The sequence below is a fragment of the Paenibacillus sp. FSL R7-0652 genome (assembly GCF_038595045.1).
Classification (GTDB): Bacteria; Bacillota; Bacilli; order Paenibacillales; family Paenibacillaceae; genus Paenibacillus.
Window position 1 is genome coordinate 4,580,203 of the sequence record NZ_CP152001.1, and the last position, 15,481, is coordinate 4,595,683.

At 47.7% G+C, this 15,481-nt stretch carries 16 protein-coding genes and 1 other annotated feature (1 of these 17 cut by a window edge); all 16 genes read right to left on the reverse strand.

The features are described from left to right. Nucleotides 1-283 (reverse strand) — a binding site (T-box leader); it reaches 9 nt to the left of the window's first position. 57 nt (nt 284-340) lie between these two features. Beyond that, nucleotides 341-850, reverse strand: coding sequence for a DivIVA domain-containing protein (locus MKY97_RS20035; protein ID WP_090923744.1), 510 nt, complete (start codon nt 848-850; stop codon nt 341-343). Between the two features lie 239 nt (nt 851-1,089). Then, nucleotides 1,090-1,872 carry a YlmH/Sll1252 family protein gene (locus MKY97_RS20040; RefSeq protein WP_342552043.1) on the reverse strand — a complete coding sequence of 261 codons (783 nt, stop codon included), beginning with the start codon at nt 1,870-1,872 and terminating at the stop codon, nt 1,090-1,092. A gap of 16 nt (nt 1,873-1,888) precedes the next feature. After that, nucleotides 1,889-2,155 carry a YggT family protein gene (locus MKY97_RS20045; RefSeq protein ID WP_342552044.1) on the reverse strand — a complete coding sequence of 89 codons (267 nt, stop codon included), beginning with the start codon at nt 2,153-2,155 and terminating at the stop codon, nt 1,889-1,891. 7 nt (nt 2,156-2,162) lie between these two features. After that, nucleotides 2,163-2,630 carry a cell division protein SepF gene (locus tag MKY97_RS20050; RefSeq protein ID WP_090923746.1) on the reverse strand — a complete coding sequence of 156 codons (468 nt, stop codon included), beginning with the start codon at nt 2,628-2,630 and terminating at the stop codon, nt 2,163-2,165. Next, entirely contained in the window at nt 2,621-3,322 is a 702-nt protein-coding gene (locus tag MKY97_RS20055; protein ID WP_342552045.1) for a YggS family pyridoxal phosphate-dependent enzyme, read from the reverse strand. Before MKY97_RS20055 ends, MKY97_RS20050 begins: the two co-directional genes overlap by 10 nt. Before the next feature lie 7 nt (nt 3,323-3,329). Continuing rightward, complete coding sequence (pgeF, locus tag MKY97_RS20060) at nt 3,330-4,229, reverse strand: peptidoglycan editing factor PgeF (RefSeq protein WP_342552046.1); 900 nt, start codon at nt 4,227-4,229, stop codon at nt 3,330-3,332. 54 nt (nt 4,230-4,283) lie between these two features. Further along, on the reverse strand, nt 4,284-4,676 hold the full coding sequence (locus tag MKY97_RS20065) for a YlmC/YmxH family sporulation protein (RefSeq protein ID WP_342552047.1): 393 nt from the start codon (nt 4,674-4,676) through the stop codon (nt 4,284-4,286). Nucleotides 4,677-4,889: 213 nt separating this feature from the next. Continuing rightward, nucleotides 4,890-5,672 (reverse strand): RNA polymerase sporulation sigma factor SigG, encoded by a 783-nt coding sequence (sigG, locus tag MKY97_RS20070; protein ID WP_056696161.1) that lies wholly within the window; start codon nt 5,670-5,672, stop codon nt 4,890-4,892. 112 nt (nt 5,673-5,784) lie between these two features. Further along, on the reverse strand, nt 5,785-6,507 hold the full coding sequence (gene sigE, locus MKY97_RS20075) for an RNA polymerase sporulation sigma factor SigE (protein ID WP_342552048.1): 723 nt from the start codon (nt 6,505-6,507) through the stop codon (nt 5,785-5,787). Nucleotides 6,508-6,518: 11 nt separating this feature from the next. Beyond that, nucleotides 6,519-7,499: a sigma-E processing peptidase SpoIIGA gene (gene spoIIGA / locus MKY97_RS20080; RefSeq protein WP_342552049.1), complete on the reverse strand. Its 981-nt coding sequence runs from the start codon at nt 7,497-7,499 to the stop codon at nt 6,519-6,521. Nucleotides 7,500-7,858: 359 nt separating this feature from the next. Further along, entirely contained in the window at nt 7,859-8,968 is a 1,110-nt protein-coding gene (gene ftsZ, locus MKY97_RS20085) for a cell division protein FtsZ (protein ID WP_342552050.1), read from the reverse strand. 150 nt (nt 8,969-9,118) lie between these two features. Beyond that, nucleotides 9,119-10,393, reverse strand: coding sequence for a cell division protein FtsA (ftsA, locus tag MKY97_RS20090; RefSeq protein WP_342552051.1), 1,275 nt, complete (start codon nt 10,391-10,393; stop codon nt 9,119-9,121). Between the two features lie 295 nt (nt 10,394-10,688). Continuing rightward, a complete protein-coding gene (locus MKY97_RS20095; RefSeq protein ID WP_342552052.1) occupies nt 10,689-11,456 on the reverse strand; it encodes an FtsQ-type POTRA domain-containing protein in 768 nt (255 codons plus the stop codon). 59 nt (nt 11,457-11,515) lie between these two features. After that, nucleotides 11,516-12,799 carry a UDP-N-acetylglucosamine 1-carboxyvinyltransferase gene (murA, locus tag MKY97_RS20100; protein WP_342552053.1) on the reverse strand — a complete coding sequence of 428 codons (1,284 nt, stop codon included), beginning with the start codon at nt 12,797-12,799 and terminating at the stop codon, nt 11,516-11,518. A gap of 429 nt (nt 12,800-13,228) precedes the next feature. After that, a complete protein-coding gene (gene murG / locus MKY97_RS20105; protein ID WP_342552054.1) occupies nt 13,229-14,338 on the reverse strand; it encodes an undecaprenyldiphospho-muramoylpentapeptide beta-N-acetylglucosaminyltransferase in 1,110 nt (369 codons plus the stop codon). An 8-nt stretch (nt 14,339-14,346) separates the two neighbouring features. Beyond that, nucleotides 14,347-15,444: a stage V sporulation protein E gene (gene spoVE / locus MKY97_RS20110; protein ID WP_342552055.1), complete on the reverse strand. Its 1,098-nt coding sequence runs from the start codon at nt 15,442-15,444 to the stop codon at nt 14,347-14,349. Nucleotides 15,445-15,481 lie beyond the last annotated feature (37 nt).

Here is a 15,481-nt window from a genome sequence, read left to right on the forward strand (position 1 = left end):
GAGGTTCTGCTCGCGTTACCACCCTAATTCTGTTCATCACAAACCACATTCAGGTCACCCCGAGTATGCTCTGTCATCAACAGCGCTTAAGCCCCGCTGTACTAATGCAGGGTACCGTTATAACGTACGGTTTACGGTTCGGCTTACACACGGCAATGCATTCACCGCTTCAGCGTCACTTCTCCGGGGAGATATTCGGCTATAACTCATCCGTTGGTTTTCACCAGACACCAACTCTCTGAGGGATGAGATCATAACGTACTGAGCCCGTCATGGAATCACTATTCAATATGAATATAGTTATAGCTTCTTTGCCCGCAAAAGTCAACCGGGCGGCAGACTAATAAATTTCCTTCATCTCCCGCTCACGGTCACGCACTTCCTGTTCACGGCTCTCCAGCGCTTCCCAGCCATCCTGCGTAAGCAGCTCAAGCTGAGCTTCAACAAGCGTACGGAAACGCGCGCGATAGATGGACGCCTGCTTCTTCAGTTCTTCCACTTCCAAAGCAATCTTACGTGATTTGCCAAGTGCTTCGTTAACGATTCGGTCTGCATTTTTCTCTGCTTCCTTTACGATTAACTGAGCTTCCTTCTTGGCGTTATTCTTCACATCGTCAGCAGCTTCCTGTGCAATGATGATCGTTTTGCTGAGGGTCTCCTCAATGGTTGCAAAATGATCCAGCTTCTCCTGAACGGACAGCAGCTGATTGCTCAGCTCTTTGTTCTCGCGAATGACGCCTTCGTAATCTTTGATGACTTGATCTAGAAATTCGTTGACTTCATCCTCGTCATACCCACGCAGGCGTCGGGAGAATTCCTTGTTATGTATGTCCAGCGGCGTTAATGGCATGCTGTCCACCTCCTGTAAAAATTCCTTCTCGCGTGTTAGAGAAGGTTTGCAGCATATGGGTTCCACCCAAGGGGCCGTATGAAAGATGCCGAATTGGGCAGCTTGTACGGATGCAGGTTCTGCCCTTACATCGTCAGATTCCACATATCTTGTACTTTAATGTATATCGGAAACACCGAGTATTTTTTTACCTTTACGTTTAACATTTCGACAAGAATTCGGATTATCCTGCAGCAGCATCAAGCAAATTTCCCGATTTTCAATCGGCATCGTCCCTTTTTGGTCATTCCATCCTGTTCCAACACCTTGAAACGACCAAACCCTTGAATGGATACCACATCCCCTTCCTTGAGCGGCTTCGAAGGGTCCTCCACCACTTTCCAGTTCACTTTACAGCGTCCTGCCTTGATTGGGACCAGCACCTTGCTCCGGCTCAGCCGATACACATCTGCACAGATGCCATCCAGCCGCAGCGAAGCAGCGGTAATATCTATGGTGTCCAATTTCGTCGCAGACCATTTCAGCTGGTTCAACGGCAACAGCTCTGTGAACACATGAACGCGATGCACCTGATTCAATTGAAGCGATAAAAAAGCGCCGGTTTCCGCTGCCACCACGGTATGGCAGCCATCATCCAGCACTTGAATATCTCCAATCTTGCCTCGCTTCATCCCGAGCCCGAGCAGGGAACCCATATAGTCCCCGTGCTCCAGTTCCGAGATTTTTCGGTCGTCCGACGTAATACTGAGCACCTGCATCCCCATATCTTCCTCATCGAGGTATCGATAGTCAGGTGCAATCAATGCACGCTTACGTTCAGCCGCTTCGTAACCGCCGTCCAGACGAATCTGAACATGCTGGCTGCGATTCACCAGGGATTGCAGAATAAACACCTGCCTTGGATCAAGAAAATCGGTCAGCTTCATATCATGATACTTGCTGGCCCGCTCGATCCAATCCGAGGCTTTGTCTACAAAATCCCGTTCATCATGACTAAAATGTTCGTAAATATCACCGCTCATCTATATGTCACCCTAACTAGTAGAAGTATCTCAGAATTGTGACAAGCCCTTGAAGTGCGAGTTGAAGCACAATCAATGCCACAATCGGGGAAATATCCAGCACACCGAACAGCGGCGGAATAAATCGGCGGAATGGTCTTAGATAAGGTTCCACAAATTTGCCTAACAATTCACCAATGAAGCTTTCCCGTGCGTTGGGAAGCCAGGACATCAATATGTAGACAATGACCATGTAAAAATAAATCTGGTACAGCGTACCCAATAGGACTTCAATCTGATACAAAAACGGCTCACCTCATTCTGTTATAATCTTGCTCGCTGTCAGCCAGTATTTCCGTAATCGTTCCCTGAATTTCAACCGTATCTGGCGTACAGAGAAAAATGTTGCCGCCGATCTTGGATATACCCCCGCCTAATGCATAAACCGTTCCGCTTAGAAAGTCAATTACACGTAAAGCCTGATCCTGGCGAATTCGCTGCAGATTCACAACAACGGTACGATGCGAGCGCAGATGGTCGGCAATCTCCTGTGCTTCGTCATAGGAACGAGGCTCATACAGCACAACTTTAACATTTTTCTGGGAATGAATGCTAACCACATTATTACCCCTTTGGTTTCTACGTTTATCAAGTGCAGAGGTTTCATTTTCCTGCTGTTCAGGCTCATGTTCCTCTTGTGCTGCAAGCCGTTCACGCTCCACAATTTCTTCTTCTTCCTGAAGACCCAGGAAATTCATGAATTTATTCATCACGCCCATCGTGTCCCCTCCTCTTTTCCTACGAGAATCGATCCAAGCCGCACCCAGGTTGCCCCTTCTTCAATGGCTATTTCGAAATCATTAGACATGCCCATGGACAGCTCTCTCAACGGTTCTGCTGTCAGAGCTTGTCCATTCAAATCATCTCTCAGCTCACGCAGCCCCCTAAACACAGGACGCGTCATCTCCGGATCTTCCTCATGAGGCGCCATCGTCATCAGACCGATGACCCTAAGGTTGTTAAACGATTGAATATCCTTCAGAAATGAACCTGCCAGTTCAGGCTGCAAACCATACTTGCTCTCTTCACCCGAAATGTTCACCTGCATAAACGTGTTCACCTGAATTCCAAGCGAAGCGGCCTTTTTGTCCAGTTCCTTCGCCAGTGACAAACGATCCAGTGAATGTATGTACGCAAACTTGCCAATGACGTCTTTCACCTTGTTCGTCTGCAGATGACCAATGAAATGCCATGTCCCCTTCTGTCCGAAGGTTTCCCATTTCGCCTGCGCATCCTGCCAGCGGTTTTCTCCAATATGCTCAAGACCATGATCCAGCACAGCCCCCGTCGTCTGCAATGAGACATATTTCGTGACTGCAATCACATTCACATCTTCAAACGGGCGGTTGCTGCGCTTACACGCATCTTTGATCTTCTGATTTACCTGTTGTTTACGCTCCTCCAATGACACCAGAGGGTCACCTCTCTTCCAGCCCAATCCAGCTTGCCATTCTTCCCGTTACCCCATTTTCCTTGCGATAGGAGAAAAATAGTTCGGGATGACAACTTGTACACCATGTTGTACATTCGATATGATCCGGCAATATTCCTGCTTTCATCATAATGTGTCGATTACATTCTTTCAAGTTTAACATCGTTTTTCCGTTCGCAGCAGGTGTACAAATACGCTTTGAATCAGAAAGATCGTATTCATCATTACCCTGAGGTTCATCCAGCCAAACCCGGACTTGCTGCATAACAACCTCATCTACTTCGTAGCAGCAGCCCCCAATAGAAGGACCGATGGCCGCCCGGATATCCTCTCTCCGGCTTCCATACTCTTGTTCCATCGTTTCCACCATGGAGACAGCAATGCCTGCAGCGGTACCTTTCCAGCCCGCATGAGCCAAACCTACGGCCTGCTTCACCGGATCATAGAAATACAGCGGAACGCAGTCAGCATAAAATGAAGCCAGCAGTACACCCGGCACGTTTGTGACCAGCCCGTCTGTATCCTGCAGCGCAGATTGACGATCCAGCAGACCTCTGCCGCGGTCAATGGCTGTGATCACAGCCACATGTTTACCATGTACCTGCTCGCCACAAGTCCATGCTTCCAGTGGAAAAGCAAGCTTCTCGGTCACAAGGCGGCGATTTTCAAGCACCGCTTCAGCATCATCCCCAACGTGATAAGCACAATTAAGGGCAGCGTACGGTTCGTGACCAACGCCGCCGTGTCTCGTTGTAAATCCAGCCGTTAACCGATCAAACGAAAGTTTCCAGGGCTTAATATATAATAACAGCGGATCTTGATTACCGTGATACCTTTGCTCTTCTATATCCTTCATTACATCTTTGTCCAATACAAATGGTTCCATTCTTTCTCACCTCACAACTTCCAGTGTACCAAATGCAGACGCGTTCTGTCTCGCTTATATCGTTCTCCGCTGATTCCGATCCAACCGATCCAGCCGTTCCAGCCGTTCCGTACGACTCTGCTGCTGCTCATCATACAGCCGCGCTTCTCGTTCGCGCTCGTCATAAACCTGTTCCTTCACCTCATCCATTTTAACCAGAATGACATCAGAGCCGATCTTCACAATATTTCTCCAGGGAATGATGAGATCCGTCCCTCCTCCAAATAACCCCATAAAACGGCTGTATCCTGGTACAACGATGGCTTCGATTCGTCCTTGTTTGAGATCGAGTTCCAGATCACTAATCTGACCGAGACGTTTGCCATCCGTAATATTAATAACATCCTTCGTTTGAAAATCGGAAATTTTCATGCCCCGTGATGTCGATTCATTCGCATTCGCTCTCATTGCTCTCGCCCCCTGTTAACGCTCATCTGCCCGTTCTGCATCCTTCTATAACAATATATGTGCTGCAGGCGAAAAATGTCCTGTTTTTCGCTTAGGCGCTCATGCAAATCTGGACGGCAGCGTACTCTCTTCGGATATCTTCCTTTCTGCCGCACAAAAAAGACGATCATTGGAGTAATTATCCGCTGGATCGTCCTTTTGCTTTATATCACATTACGACTTCACATGTTTCTGCATCTGCTGTATAGCTGATTTTTCGAGACGTGAAACTTGGGCCTGCGATATGCCGATTTCATCTGCTACTTCCATCTGGGTTTTGCCTTCAAAAAAGCGCATCGACAAAATCATCTTTTCCCGCTGACCAAGACGGTGCATCGCTTCACGGAGTGCAATTTCCTCAATCCAGGATACGTCCTTGTTTTTGTCATCACTAATTTGATCCATCACATAGATGGGGTCTCCGCCATCATGATAAATGGGTTCAAACAGAGATACCGGGTCCTGAATAGCATCCAGTGCAAAAACAACATCTTCCTTCGGCACGTTGAGTGCCTCTGAAATTTCGAATATCGTTGGCTCGCGTGAATTTTTATTCGTCAGGCTGTCACGAACCTGAAGTGCCTTATAGGCAATATCCCGTAATGACCGGGATACTCGAATCGGGTTATTGTCACGCAGATATCTGCGAATTTCACCGATAATCATCGGCACCGCATAGGTTGAAAATTTGACATTCTGGGATAAATCAAAATTATCAATGGCTTTCATCAGGCCGATGCAGCCAACCTGGAACAGATCATCGACAAACTCCCCCCGATTGTTAAAACGCTGAATGACACTGAGTACCAGACGCAGGTTGCCATTCACTAATTTCTCTCTTGCTGAGCGATCATGGTGCTGCTGAAGGGAATGAAATAATTCCCGCATTTCAGTATTGGTGAGAACAGGCAACTTTGCGGTGTCCACGCCACAAATCTCGACTTTGTTTCGGGTCATCGTGATTTTACCTCCCAAGGAGAAACATTAATGTACATTATCTCCGGGGCAGGCTTTTTTATTCGTCATTGGTACCCTTGCCAGTAATACCCATTCTCTATTTTCCACAGGATCAGACCATCTTGTTGAACTCTTTCCGCAGCCTTTTGATGATTCTTTTTTCAAGACGAGAGATATAGGATTGGGAGATTCCAAGCAGGTCTGCCACATCCTTTTGTGTCTTTTCTTCACCGTCTGTCAGGCCAAAACGAAGCTCCATAATCATTCGCTCACGATCCGTCAGTTTCTCCAGCGCCTTGTGCAGCAGCTTGCGATCTACCTGTTCTTCAATATTTCGATAGATTGTATCGTTCTCCGTACCCAGCACATCAGACAATAAAAGTTCATTTCCATCCCAGTCAATATTAAGCGGTTCGTCAAAAGAAACTTCGGTACGGATTTTGCTGTTGCGGCGCAAATACATTAAAATTTCATTTTCGATACACCTCGAAGCATAGGTGGCCAGCTTGATTTTCTTTTCCGGATCAAACGTATTCACAGCCTTGATCAGTCCGATTGCCCCAATGGACACCAGATCTTCGATGTTAATGCCTGTGTTCTCGAACTTCCGTGCGATGTATACCACCAGACGCAAATTTCGTTCAATCAGCATGGCACGAATAGCCGAATCGCCCGACGATAATTTTTGCAGCAGGTATTCCTCTTCTTCGCGTGTCAATGGAGGCGGAAGTGCCTCACTTCCCCCGATGTAATAAATCTCTTCACTCTTCAGTCCAAACAGGAATAATAAACGGTAATAGTTCAGCTGCGCAACCAGTTTCCATTTCACAAGCATCCAGGTTCCTCCTATCCCACATTCAGCGGCTTTTCTGTTGCTTCCGCGGATTTAGCCGTAGACTGCGCAGAAGCTGCTTCTTGCACCAGTTCAGGATGAATTACAGCCTGATATTTCCCGTCTGACGACAAAACACCCCCATCCAGCCCAATCAGAACCTTTGTCGTCACATAATCTCTTCCCTCCATCGTCACCTTTACCCGATCTGGTTTGATCGCCAACATAAACGCCGTTCCTTTGTTTATCCCTCGATAGGGAACCAGGCGCAGTCGATCCTGCCACTGAAAATGTTCCTGGTCCAGCTCCATAATGAGGTTGTCCGGCGGTTCGTGCTTTAATCGGCTTTTCCAGGAATCAGGCAGCATCTCCTGCCACAATGAAACCTCCATAACCATCACCGGCAAGCGCGACAAGGGATCTGTAAGCTGATTCCCCGTATCCAGAAGGCCTGTACAGGAAACGATAACCTCATCAATAGAAACCTCAACGATTCCTAGGTAAGTGGTCAGGCGATCTGTTTTTCGTTTGGCACTTTGTACAATTTTGAATAATAAGAGGACCGCAAAGAATACAATGAATGTGAACCAGAACGCAATCTTCAGATCAAACGACATGCCGCCAGAAGCAGTAAACCAGATCCCGTTGAACAGCTCTCCTGAACTCTGAAGCATATAGTGCACACCCAAAATGCCTCCAGCCGCGACAAAATTAATCACATAAAATGTACCCAGCGTCCTCACAAAAGCCTGCAGTCCCTTATATCCAAACGCAATGCTCAACATAACGAGAGAAAAACCAAACTTGATTAAAAACGTAAACAGAAAATCCAACGCCGGCACAAACATCATCACAACGTATAACGCGCCAACGATGGCCGATAACAGCCATCTCCACCAGACCAGCTTCGTTTGGCGCATCCAGGCCGTCAATCCAATAAGCGTTCCATCAATGCAAAGGTTCGTTAGAAAAATCAGATCGACATAAACAACCACGCTCTTCACCTGCCTGCAGCTGACCTATCGAAATAAATGTTACGAATGAGATTTGCGAACGCTTCAAATCGAACGATCCTGAACCCCTCGGATTGAAAAGATCTTTGAATGCTTCAGAATGAACCGCTCTTACATGCATCATCATTTCGATATTCATGAGCATATTCCCAAGTATACGGAGCCTCCTGTTCAAAGTCTGTCTAAATGTGGGAGCTTGTCTTCAACTATTTTTGTCGGAATGTATCAGGCAGGTTGTTCAGAATTTGTTCATTCTTGTATGTTAAGATATATAAGAAAACAGCAAAAAAACCCGGCTGCTCCAGAAGCAGTACCGGGTTTCCAAGTTATACACAAGCGTATTATTCGTTATTGTTGTTCCGGGAACGATTACGTAAAAATGTCGGAATGTCCAGCTGATCATTACTTGGCTGGTTTCCGAATGGACGAAGATTCGGTGAACGTGTCTCTGCCGTGTCTGCGGCGGCAGCAGGTTTACGCACTTGAGGAACCTCGGGCTTATCCTCGAATCCAGTTGCGATTACCGTAACCTTGATCTCCTCTTTTAGGTTTTCGTCAATAATCGCACCAAAGATCATGTTCACTTCCGGATCTGAGGCCGCAGTGACAATCTCTGCTGCTTCATTTACTTCGTACAGGGAAAGATTATTTCCGCCCGTAATGTTCATGATGACACCACGTGCTCCTTCAATCGAAGTTTCAAGCAATGGGCTCATGATAGCTTTGCGTGCAGCTTCAGCAGCACGGTTTTCTCCCGTTGCTTCACCGATTCCCATTAGGGCCGATCCACGTTCTGTCATAATCGTCTTGACGTCTGCAAAGTCAAGGTTAATCAGGCCCGGGACTTTAATTAGGTCAGAAATACCTTGAACGGCTTGACGGAGGACGTTATCTACTTGAAGGAATGCTTCAAGCATAGGTGTCTTTTTGTCAACAATTTCAAGCAAACGATCGTTCGGAATAACGATCAACGTATCTACTTTTTCCTTCAACGCTTCAATGCCCTGCTCGGCATGCCTTGAACGTTTCGGTCCTTCAAACGTAAATGGTCGTGTTACTACGCCTACTGTGAGAGCGCCGCATTCTTTGGCGATCTCAGCGATGACTGGAGCAGCCCCTGTTCCTGTACCCCCGCCCATACCGGCAGTTACAAAAACCATGTCGGCACCCTTCAAGGTATTCATCATCAGATCACGAGATTCTTCGGCGGCTTTTTTGCCTACTTCAGGGTTGGCACCGGCACCAAGACCCCGTGTCAACTTATCGCCAATCTGTAATTTGTGTTCGGATTTCGCCAGATGTAACGCCTGCGCATCCGTATTCGCTGTAATGAATTCTACACCTTGCACACCATTTTCAATCATTCGGTTGACAGCGTTGCTTCCGCCACCGCCTACCCCGATAACTTTAATCTGAGCCAAGCTCTCCATTTCAAAATCAAATTCCAACATATTATTCCATCTCCCCCTCAATGTGCATGAATGGCCCGTCCAATTTTTGATTTGAACCGAATCAATTTCATATATCGACGAACGAAAGCGTTTATTTTAGTACCAGCGCATTCAGACGGCTTCAAGAATGTATGAAATGGATCCAACCTGTTATATAAATTCACTGAACATATTCTTCAGTCGTTCGAACAGACCCGGTTTTTGCTCCGATTCCTGTGCCGCATTCGGCTTCGGACGGTTCGCCGGTTTCTTGCTGGTGGTGTTGTTGTTACCGCCGCTGCTGCTTGAGGGCCTGATGCGCAAACTGCGGATAACGTTGTGTAAAATACCAACGCCGCTGGTATACCCAGGATCACGTACACCAATGTAATCCGGAACGGCAACACGTACTGAAGCAGCAAGCTCATGCTGTGCTACTTGCAGAACGCCAGGCATAGAGACCGTACCTCCCGTTAGTATATAACCTCCAGGAAGTTCGTTGTAACCAAGGCGTTTCACTTCTTGACCGATCATCTGGAATATTTCCTGAACTCTCGGTTCAATAATAGCCGCCAGATCCTCTTGTGAAAACTCCTTGTCTACGTTACTGCCAATGCGCGTAACTTTGAACATCACATCTGCGGCAGCATCATCCAGCCAGGCACAACCGTATTTCAGCTTGACTTTCTCTGCCTGGTCCGTCAGAGTGCGCAGACCGTAGGCAATATCATTCGTTACAAATTCCCCGCCGATTGGCAGTGTTGAAGTTGCAACCAGACTGTCCTCTTCAAAGATAGCAATCGTTGTAGCACCTGCTCCGATATCCACCAGCACAGAGCCCATCGTTTTCTCATCCTTGGACAGAGCAAGCTGCCCTGCTCCCAATGACATGAGAACCAGATCGCTTACTTTTAATCCCGCTTTTTCCACGCAGCGCAAAAGATTATGTATCGCGGTTTTTGCACCTGTAATGATGGTTGCTTCAACTTCCAGACGAACACCAATCATCCCACGCGGGTCTTGTATGCCCTCCAAGCCGTCAACAACATACTGCTTGGCGACAACATCAATAATTTCACGTTCCGGCGGAACCGCAATGACTTCGGCTGCTTTCAACACCCGCTCCATGTCTTCTTCTCCGATCTCACGATCCTCGTTCGATACTGCCACCACTCCGTGACTGCTCATCAGTCCGATATGGTTGCCCGAGATTCCAACATATACTTCGGATATTTGAATACCTACCATACGTTCTGCATGATCCACTGCATTGCGGATCGACTGAACCGTCTGATCGATATCTACGATTACACCTTTGCGAATTCCTTCCGAGTCGGCAGATCCAACTCCAATAATATTAAAGGTTCCATTATTAATTTCCCCAATAATAGCGCGAATTTTGGATGTACCGATGTCCAAACTAACAATGATGTCATTGCTGCTCAAGTCTGTGGCACCTCCTGACTCCAATAGTAAATTACGTTCGGGTTTAAACACTCATTAAAACATATTCAACACAGCTTAGGCTTTCCCTCTTTTTTCTACAATTTTTTTGGGTGCCAAGTTCTGGATGCGTAACATAAAACCTTGAAGAAAAAAGAAGGAGGTAACTCAATTGCCGTATGTTCAAGTGTACCATTTTTTCTTCATCTCAGAAAGAACAAGTTTCATGTGTGAACCGGGGCCAAACCCCGATTCCACCTGCACTTTTGTGCAATGTGCCGCCGATCACCGAATGACATCATTGCGACGTCCCCGGCTCAGCATTGTCCTCCGGATTCTCCGGGATAAACGGCACATACGTATCCGCTTCAAGCATTGTGATTTTACCAGGCCGTTCAGTCTCTATAACCTGGTTTAAATACTCCACTTTATCCGTTAACAACGAGACCGTTGTGATCACTTCAAACTGTGACTTGGTATACATGCGGATCTGATCCGGAAATGACGGCGTCGGATTCGGAATAATTTCCGAAATATCCGTTGTCAGTTCATTTGGAATTTGGGCAAGCGCCTCACTCAGTTTTGCTTTGAGTGGATCATTCGGCTTCCATTGGGTCAGAATTGGTTTCTCTACCGCAACACCGATTGTCGGCGGAACATTCAGGCTTGTCCCATTGGACAGAATTGCCTTGAGTGCCCCGCTTGAGTCAAGTTCATAAGCGACTGTCGGGAATTCCTTAACCTTGATATGGATGGTGCCTGGAAACTGCTTGTCCACAGTAACGGTGGAGATAGCTTTAATCGTTTTGATCCGTTCAATGACTTCAGCAGCACTTGTTCCAAAAAACTGGTCACCTTCCTTCAGACCGCTCTTTTCAAGCAGCGCTGAAGCTGCCGTGTATACATTACCCGTTATTTCGATGGCCGATATACGGCTTACCGAAGAACGAAAGAATAATACAGCCAGCAGTGCAATAAATAGTAGTAATAAGATAATTACAATTTTGCGGCTTGTGTTTTTTTTTGGGCGATTCTCCTTGAGAACCGGAATTTGACTTTTAGGCATAATAACGCTCCACAAAGCCTCAGGTCCCCTTCTCCTCGAAGAAGGGGACGCCAAGGACGTTAATTGGCAAAATCCAACTGCTTAGAAACAGTCGACTGTCTCTCCACCGAGGCTCCAAGACTCTGGAACAACTTTTCGATTCGATCATATCCCCTGTCAATGTGGTGCACCTGCTCCACAACGGTTTTACCTTGAGCCGCCAGACCTGCAATAACTAATGCTGCCCCTGCGCGAAGATCTGTCGCTTCCACAGTAGCCCCATATAGTCTTGGAACACCACGGATAAACGCGGCGTTCAGATCCACTGAAATATCGGCTCCCATCACGTTCAGTTCATCCACATGTTTGAACCGGCCTTCGAACACGGTCTCTTTCATCACACTGAATCCATCTGCCAAACTGAGCAGCACCATAATCTGTGATTGAAGATCGGTCGGAAACGAAGGATACGGAGAAGTCACGATACGATCCACTGATTTGGGGCGGGTCATACAGCTCACAGTCATTATATCATTGCAAACTGTGATTTGAACACCAGTGCGCTTCAACACATGTATAAGCGAAGTAAGATGAGCCGGGTTGCAGTGTGTAAGCGTAACACTGCCTCGTGTTGCAGCAGCCGCAATCATGACAGTTCCAGCAACAATTCGATCCGGTATGATCTCATACGTGCATGGCTGCAGCTTCTTTACACCGCTGATCGTAATTGTATCGGTTCCGGCACCCATGATTCTTGCACCCATGGCATTCAGGAAGTGCTGCAGATCCTGAATCTCGGGCTCCCTCGCAGCGTTAAATATCGTCGTTGTGCCCTCAGCCAGTACAGCAGCCATCATAATGTTCTCGGTTGCCCCAACACTTGGAAAATCAAGATGAATATCTGAACCGGTAAGATGGGCTCCATGGCAGATAATCTGCTGGTCCTGCTCTTCGATCTGTGCTCCGAGTGCTTCCAGCCCCCGGAGGTGAAGATCAATTTTCCGTTCTCCGATCGCACAGCCGCCCGGCTGGTACACCGATACTCTACCAAACCTAGCGAGCAGCGGCCCCATCAAAAAAATGGAAGAGCGCATTTGCTTCATGAGATCTTCTGGCACATCATGTGACCGGACCAATGACGTATTGATCGTCACTGTTCCCTGTTCATGCCGACAGGTGCATCCAAGCCGTTCCAGGATATACAGCATTACTTCGATGTCCAGCAAGTGTGGAACGTTGTGCAGCGTAACTTCTCCGTCTGCGAGCAAACTTGCGGCCATAATCGGTAAAGCAGCATTCTTCGCTCCATGGATGCGTATGGATCCTGATAGGGGTTTCCCGCCTTCAATCACCAATTTGTCCAATGTATCACCTCCGGGGTTTACGCTCACCCGATGCGAAGAGATACGGTATCAGGTCAATACCGCCATGAGATGATATAATGCTTGGAATAGACTGTATAAGGGTGATGACGTCCTCTGCTGTTGCTTGGCCTGTATGAACAATGAAACGGGCGCATCTACGCGGACTACCTGTGCACCTGTGCCCTTCTCCAATCGCACAAAACTTTGTGGAGAAAAATAAGTGCCATGTCCTTCTTTCCTGCAGCGTGCCCTCCATTGTCTCCAGTACAATTGCAGCGAATTGATTATCCGCGACACATCCGATCCATGCACGCCTGCAGTTCATTCCTTTTGAATGCTCTGCTGCAGTATTGTGGAACGATTGTCACGATTTATACGGTATCTTATGTAAGTCCCGTCTGGTGTGTGACAATCGCCCACTAACACACTTTACCGCCGCGAAGCGAGACGCTTGATTTCCTTTAAGAGTACTTCTGCCGCATCGGGTTTACCTAATTTCCGCGAAGCCTCTGCCATCTGTTTACGCCCCGATTCATCATTCATAATGCCTGCAATCGCTTCATACAACTTCTCGCCGGTAAGCTCTCTCTCAAGCATTGTGAGTGACGCGCCTCCTTTTTCAAGCGTACGCGCGTTGGCTTCCTGATGATTGTTGGTCACGTTAGGTGACGGTATCAGAATCGATGGAATGCCGAGTGAAGTAATTTCTGCCAGGAACGAAGCTCCGGCACGATTAACAATCAGCGAGGTACAGGCCAGCACTTCAGGCATGTTATGTACATAAGGCAGTACATGCAGATGATTAGGCATCGTTCCCAGAACACTACGGATCGCTTCCCGGGTCTTATCAAAATAGCTCTCACCCGTAACGTACACTACATGCACATCATCCAGCCGTTCCAGCATTGGGGCCATCTCGATCATCGCCTGGTTAATGGCTTTAGCTCCTCCGCTTCCGCCAACGACAAGCACGACCCGACTGTCCATCGGAACACCCAATGTGGCAAATCCGCGGTCCCGGCTGGCCTGAGCTACAGTTGTCGCTCGCGGGTTACCTGTATAAATTACATTTTTGGCACCAGAGAATGAATTTTCAGAACCTTCGAAACTGACAGCGACTGTGTCTACATAACGCATGAGAAACTTGTTTGTCAGACCCGGGATCGCGTTTTGTTCGTGAATCACACTTGGAATTCCCAGCTTCGCCGCTGCATACACTACAGGTCCACAGACATAACCACCAGTACCGATGACAACATCAGGCTTGAATTCCTTCAGCATTTTTTTGGACTTGCGCACACCCTGAACAAACCGCATGACCGTCTTCACATTATCAAAAGATAACTTGCGTCTGAACCCTGTAATATCGATCGATTGAAAAGGAATATCTTCCTGGGGAACCAGTTTGCTTTCAAGTCCACGGGTTCCACCAATGTATAAAAACGTCGAGTCGGGATTCTCCGCCTCGCATTGTCTTGCTATGGCAACGGCCGGATAGATATGCCCCCCCGTACCGCCGCCGCTAAGAACGACTCGCATCGTATAAGTCACCTCGCATAACGTGATAAATTCAATAATATGCCGAGCGCTGTGAGCATGAGAGTCAGTGATGAACCGCCATAACTAATCAGCGGGAGCGTTATGCCTGTAACGGGCATCAGTCCGATCACGACACCGATATTAATAATGACCTGCACTGCTACCATGCCGATAATTCCCACAGCCAGCAGACTGCCAAAAGCATCCGGAACCGTCATCGCTACGCGCATCCCTCTCCACACCAGCACCAAAAACAGTAATAAAACAATCATTCCACCAATAAAACCGAGCTCTTCCGCCAATATGCTAAAAATAAAGTCCGTCTGCGGTTCAGGCACATAACTGTACTTCTGCCGGCTCATTCCCAAACCCAGACCAGCCAGTCCACCTGGACCGATGGCATAAAGCGACTGGATAATCTGATAACCAGCCCCGAGCGGATCAGACCAAGGGTCCAGAAACGCTGTAATGCGCTGCAGGCGATAAGGCGCAGCCGCAATCAGGGCCGCAAATCCTGCAATGCCCCCAAGTGCAAGCAGACCCAGATGTTTCATACGTGCACCCGTTGTGAAAATGATAAGCATGGACGCACCCATCATCACGGTGCCTGTACCTAAATCCGGCTGCAGCATGATAATGCCAAAAGCCAGCCCCATCAGTCCGAGCGGGGGAAGCAGCCCTGTCGTGAACGTTTTAATTTTGCCGGGGTCCTTGCTCAGCCAGTGAGCCAAAAACAGAATCATCCCCAGCTTCATAAACTCGGATGGCTGGATCCCAAAAGAACCAATTCCCAGCCAGCTTCGTGCACCACCGCGAACGACACCAATTCCTGGAATCAATACAGCAATAAGCATAATAAAACAGATAATTAGAATGGGTTTGGCATACTTTCTCCATACCCTGTAATCCACATTTGTTGTTACAAACATTGCTGCAAGTCCTAATACGGCGAATAAAATCTGCCTTTTCACAAAATAAAATGAATCGCCATAGTTGCGGAAGGCAAGCACCGAGCCTGCACTGTACACCATAATGATGCCGATGGCAAGCAGAGCCAAAATACAAATCAGGAGCCAAAGATCCGGCGCCGGTCGCGTCTGTTTCATCAGGAGGCCACCCCTTGCATGGAAGTAGGGGCTTTTC

Bases quoted from the DNA above. Each gene is read 5' to 3' on its own strand.
- MKY97_RS20035 (WP_090923744.1), bottom strand. From the start codon at position 850: ATGCCATTAACGCCGCTGGACATACATAACAAGGAATTCTCCCGACGC.
- MKY97_RS20040 (WP_342552043.1), bottom strand. From the start codon at position 1,872: ATGAGCGGTGATATTTACGAACATTTTAGTCATGATGAACGGGATTTT.
- MKY97_RS20050 (WP_090923746.1), bottom strand. From the start codon at position 2,630: ATGGGCGTGATGAATAAATTCATGAATTTCCTGGGTCTTCAGGAAGAA.
- pgeF (WP_342552046.1), bottom strand. From the start codon at position 4,229: ATGGAACCATTTGTATTGGACAAAGATGTAATGAAGGATATAGAAGAG.
- MKY97_RS20065 (WP_342552047.1), bottom strand. From the start codon at position 4,676: ATGAGAGCGAATGCGAATGAATCGACATCACGGGGCATGAAAATTTCC.
- sigG (WP_056696161.1), bottom strand. From the start codon at position 5,672: ATGACCCGAAACAAAGTCGAGATTTGTGGCGTGGACACCGCAAAGTTG.
- sigE (WP_342552048.1), bottom strand. From the start codon at position 6,507: ATGCTTGTGAAATGGAAACTGGTTGCGCAGCTGAACTATTACCGTTTA.
- ftsZ (WP_342552050.1), bottom strand. From the start codon at position 8,968: ATGTTGGAATTTGATTTTGAAATGGAGAGCTTGGCTCAGATTAAAGTT.
- MKY97_RS20095 (WP_342552052.1), bottom strand. From the start codon at position 11,456: ATGCCTAAAAGTCAAATTCCGGTTCTCAAGGAGAATCGCCCAAAAAAA.
- murG (WP_342552054.1), bottom strand. From the start codon at position 14,338: ATGCGAGTCGTTCTTAGCGGCGGCGGTACGGGGGGGCATATCTATCCG.
- spoVE (WP_342552055.1), bottom strand. From the start codon at position 15,444: ATGAAACAGACGCGACCGGCGCCGGATCTTTGGCTCCTGATTTGTATT.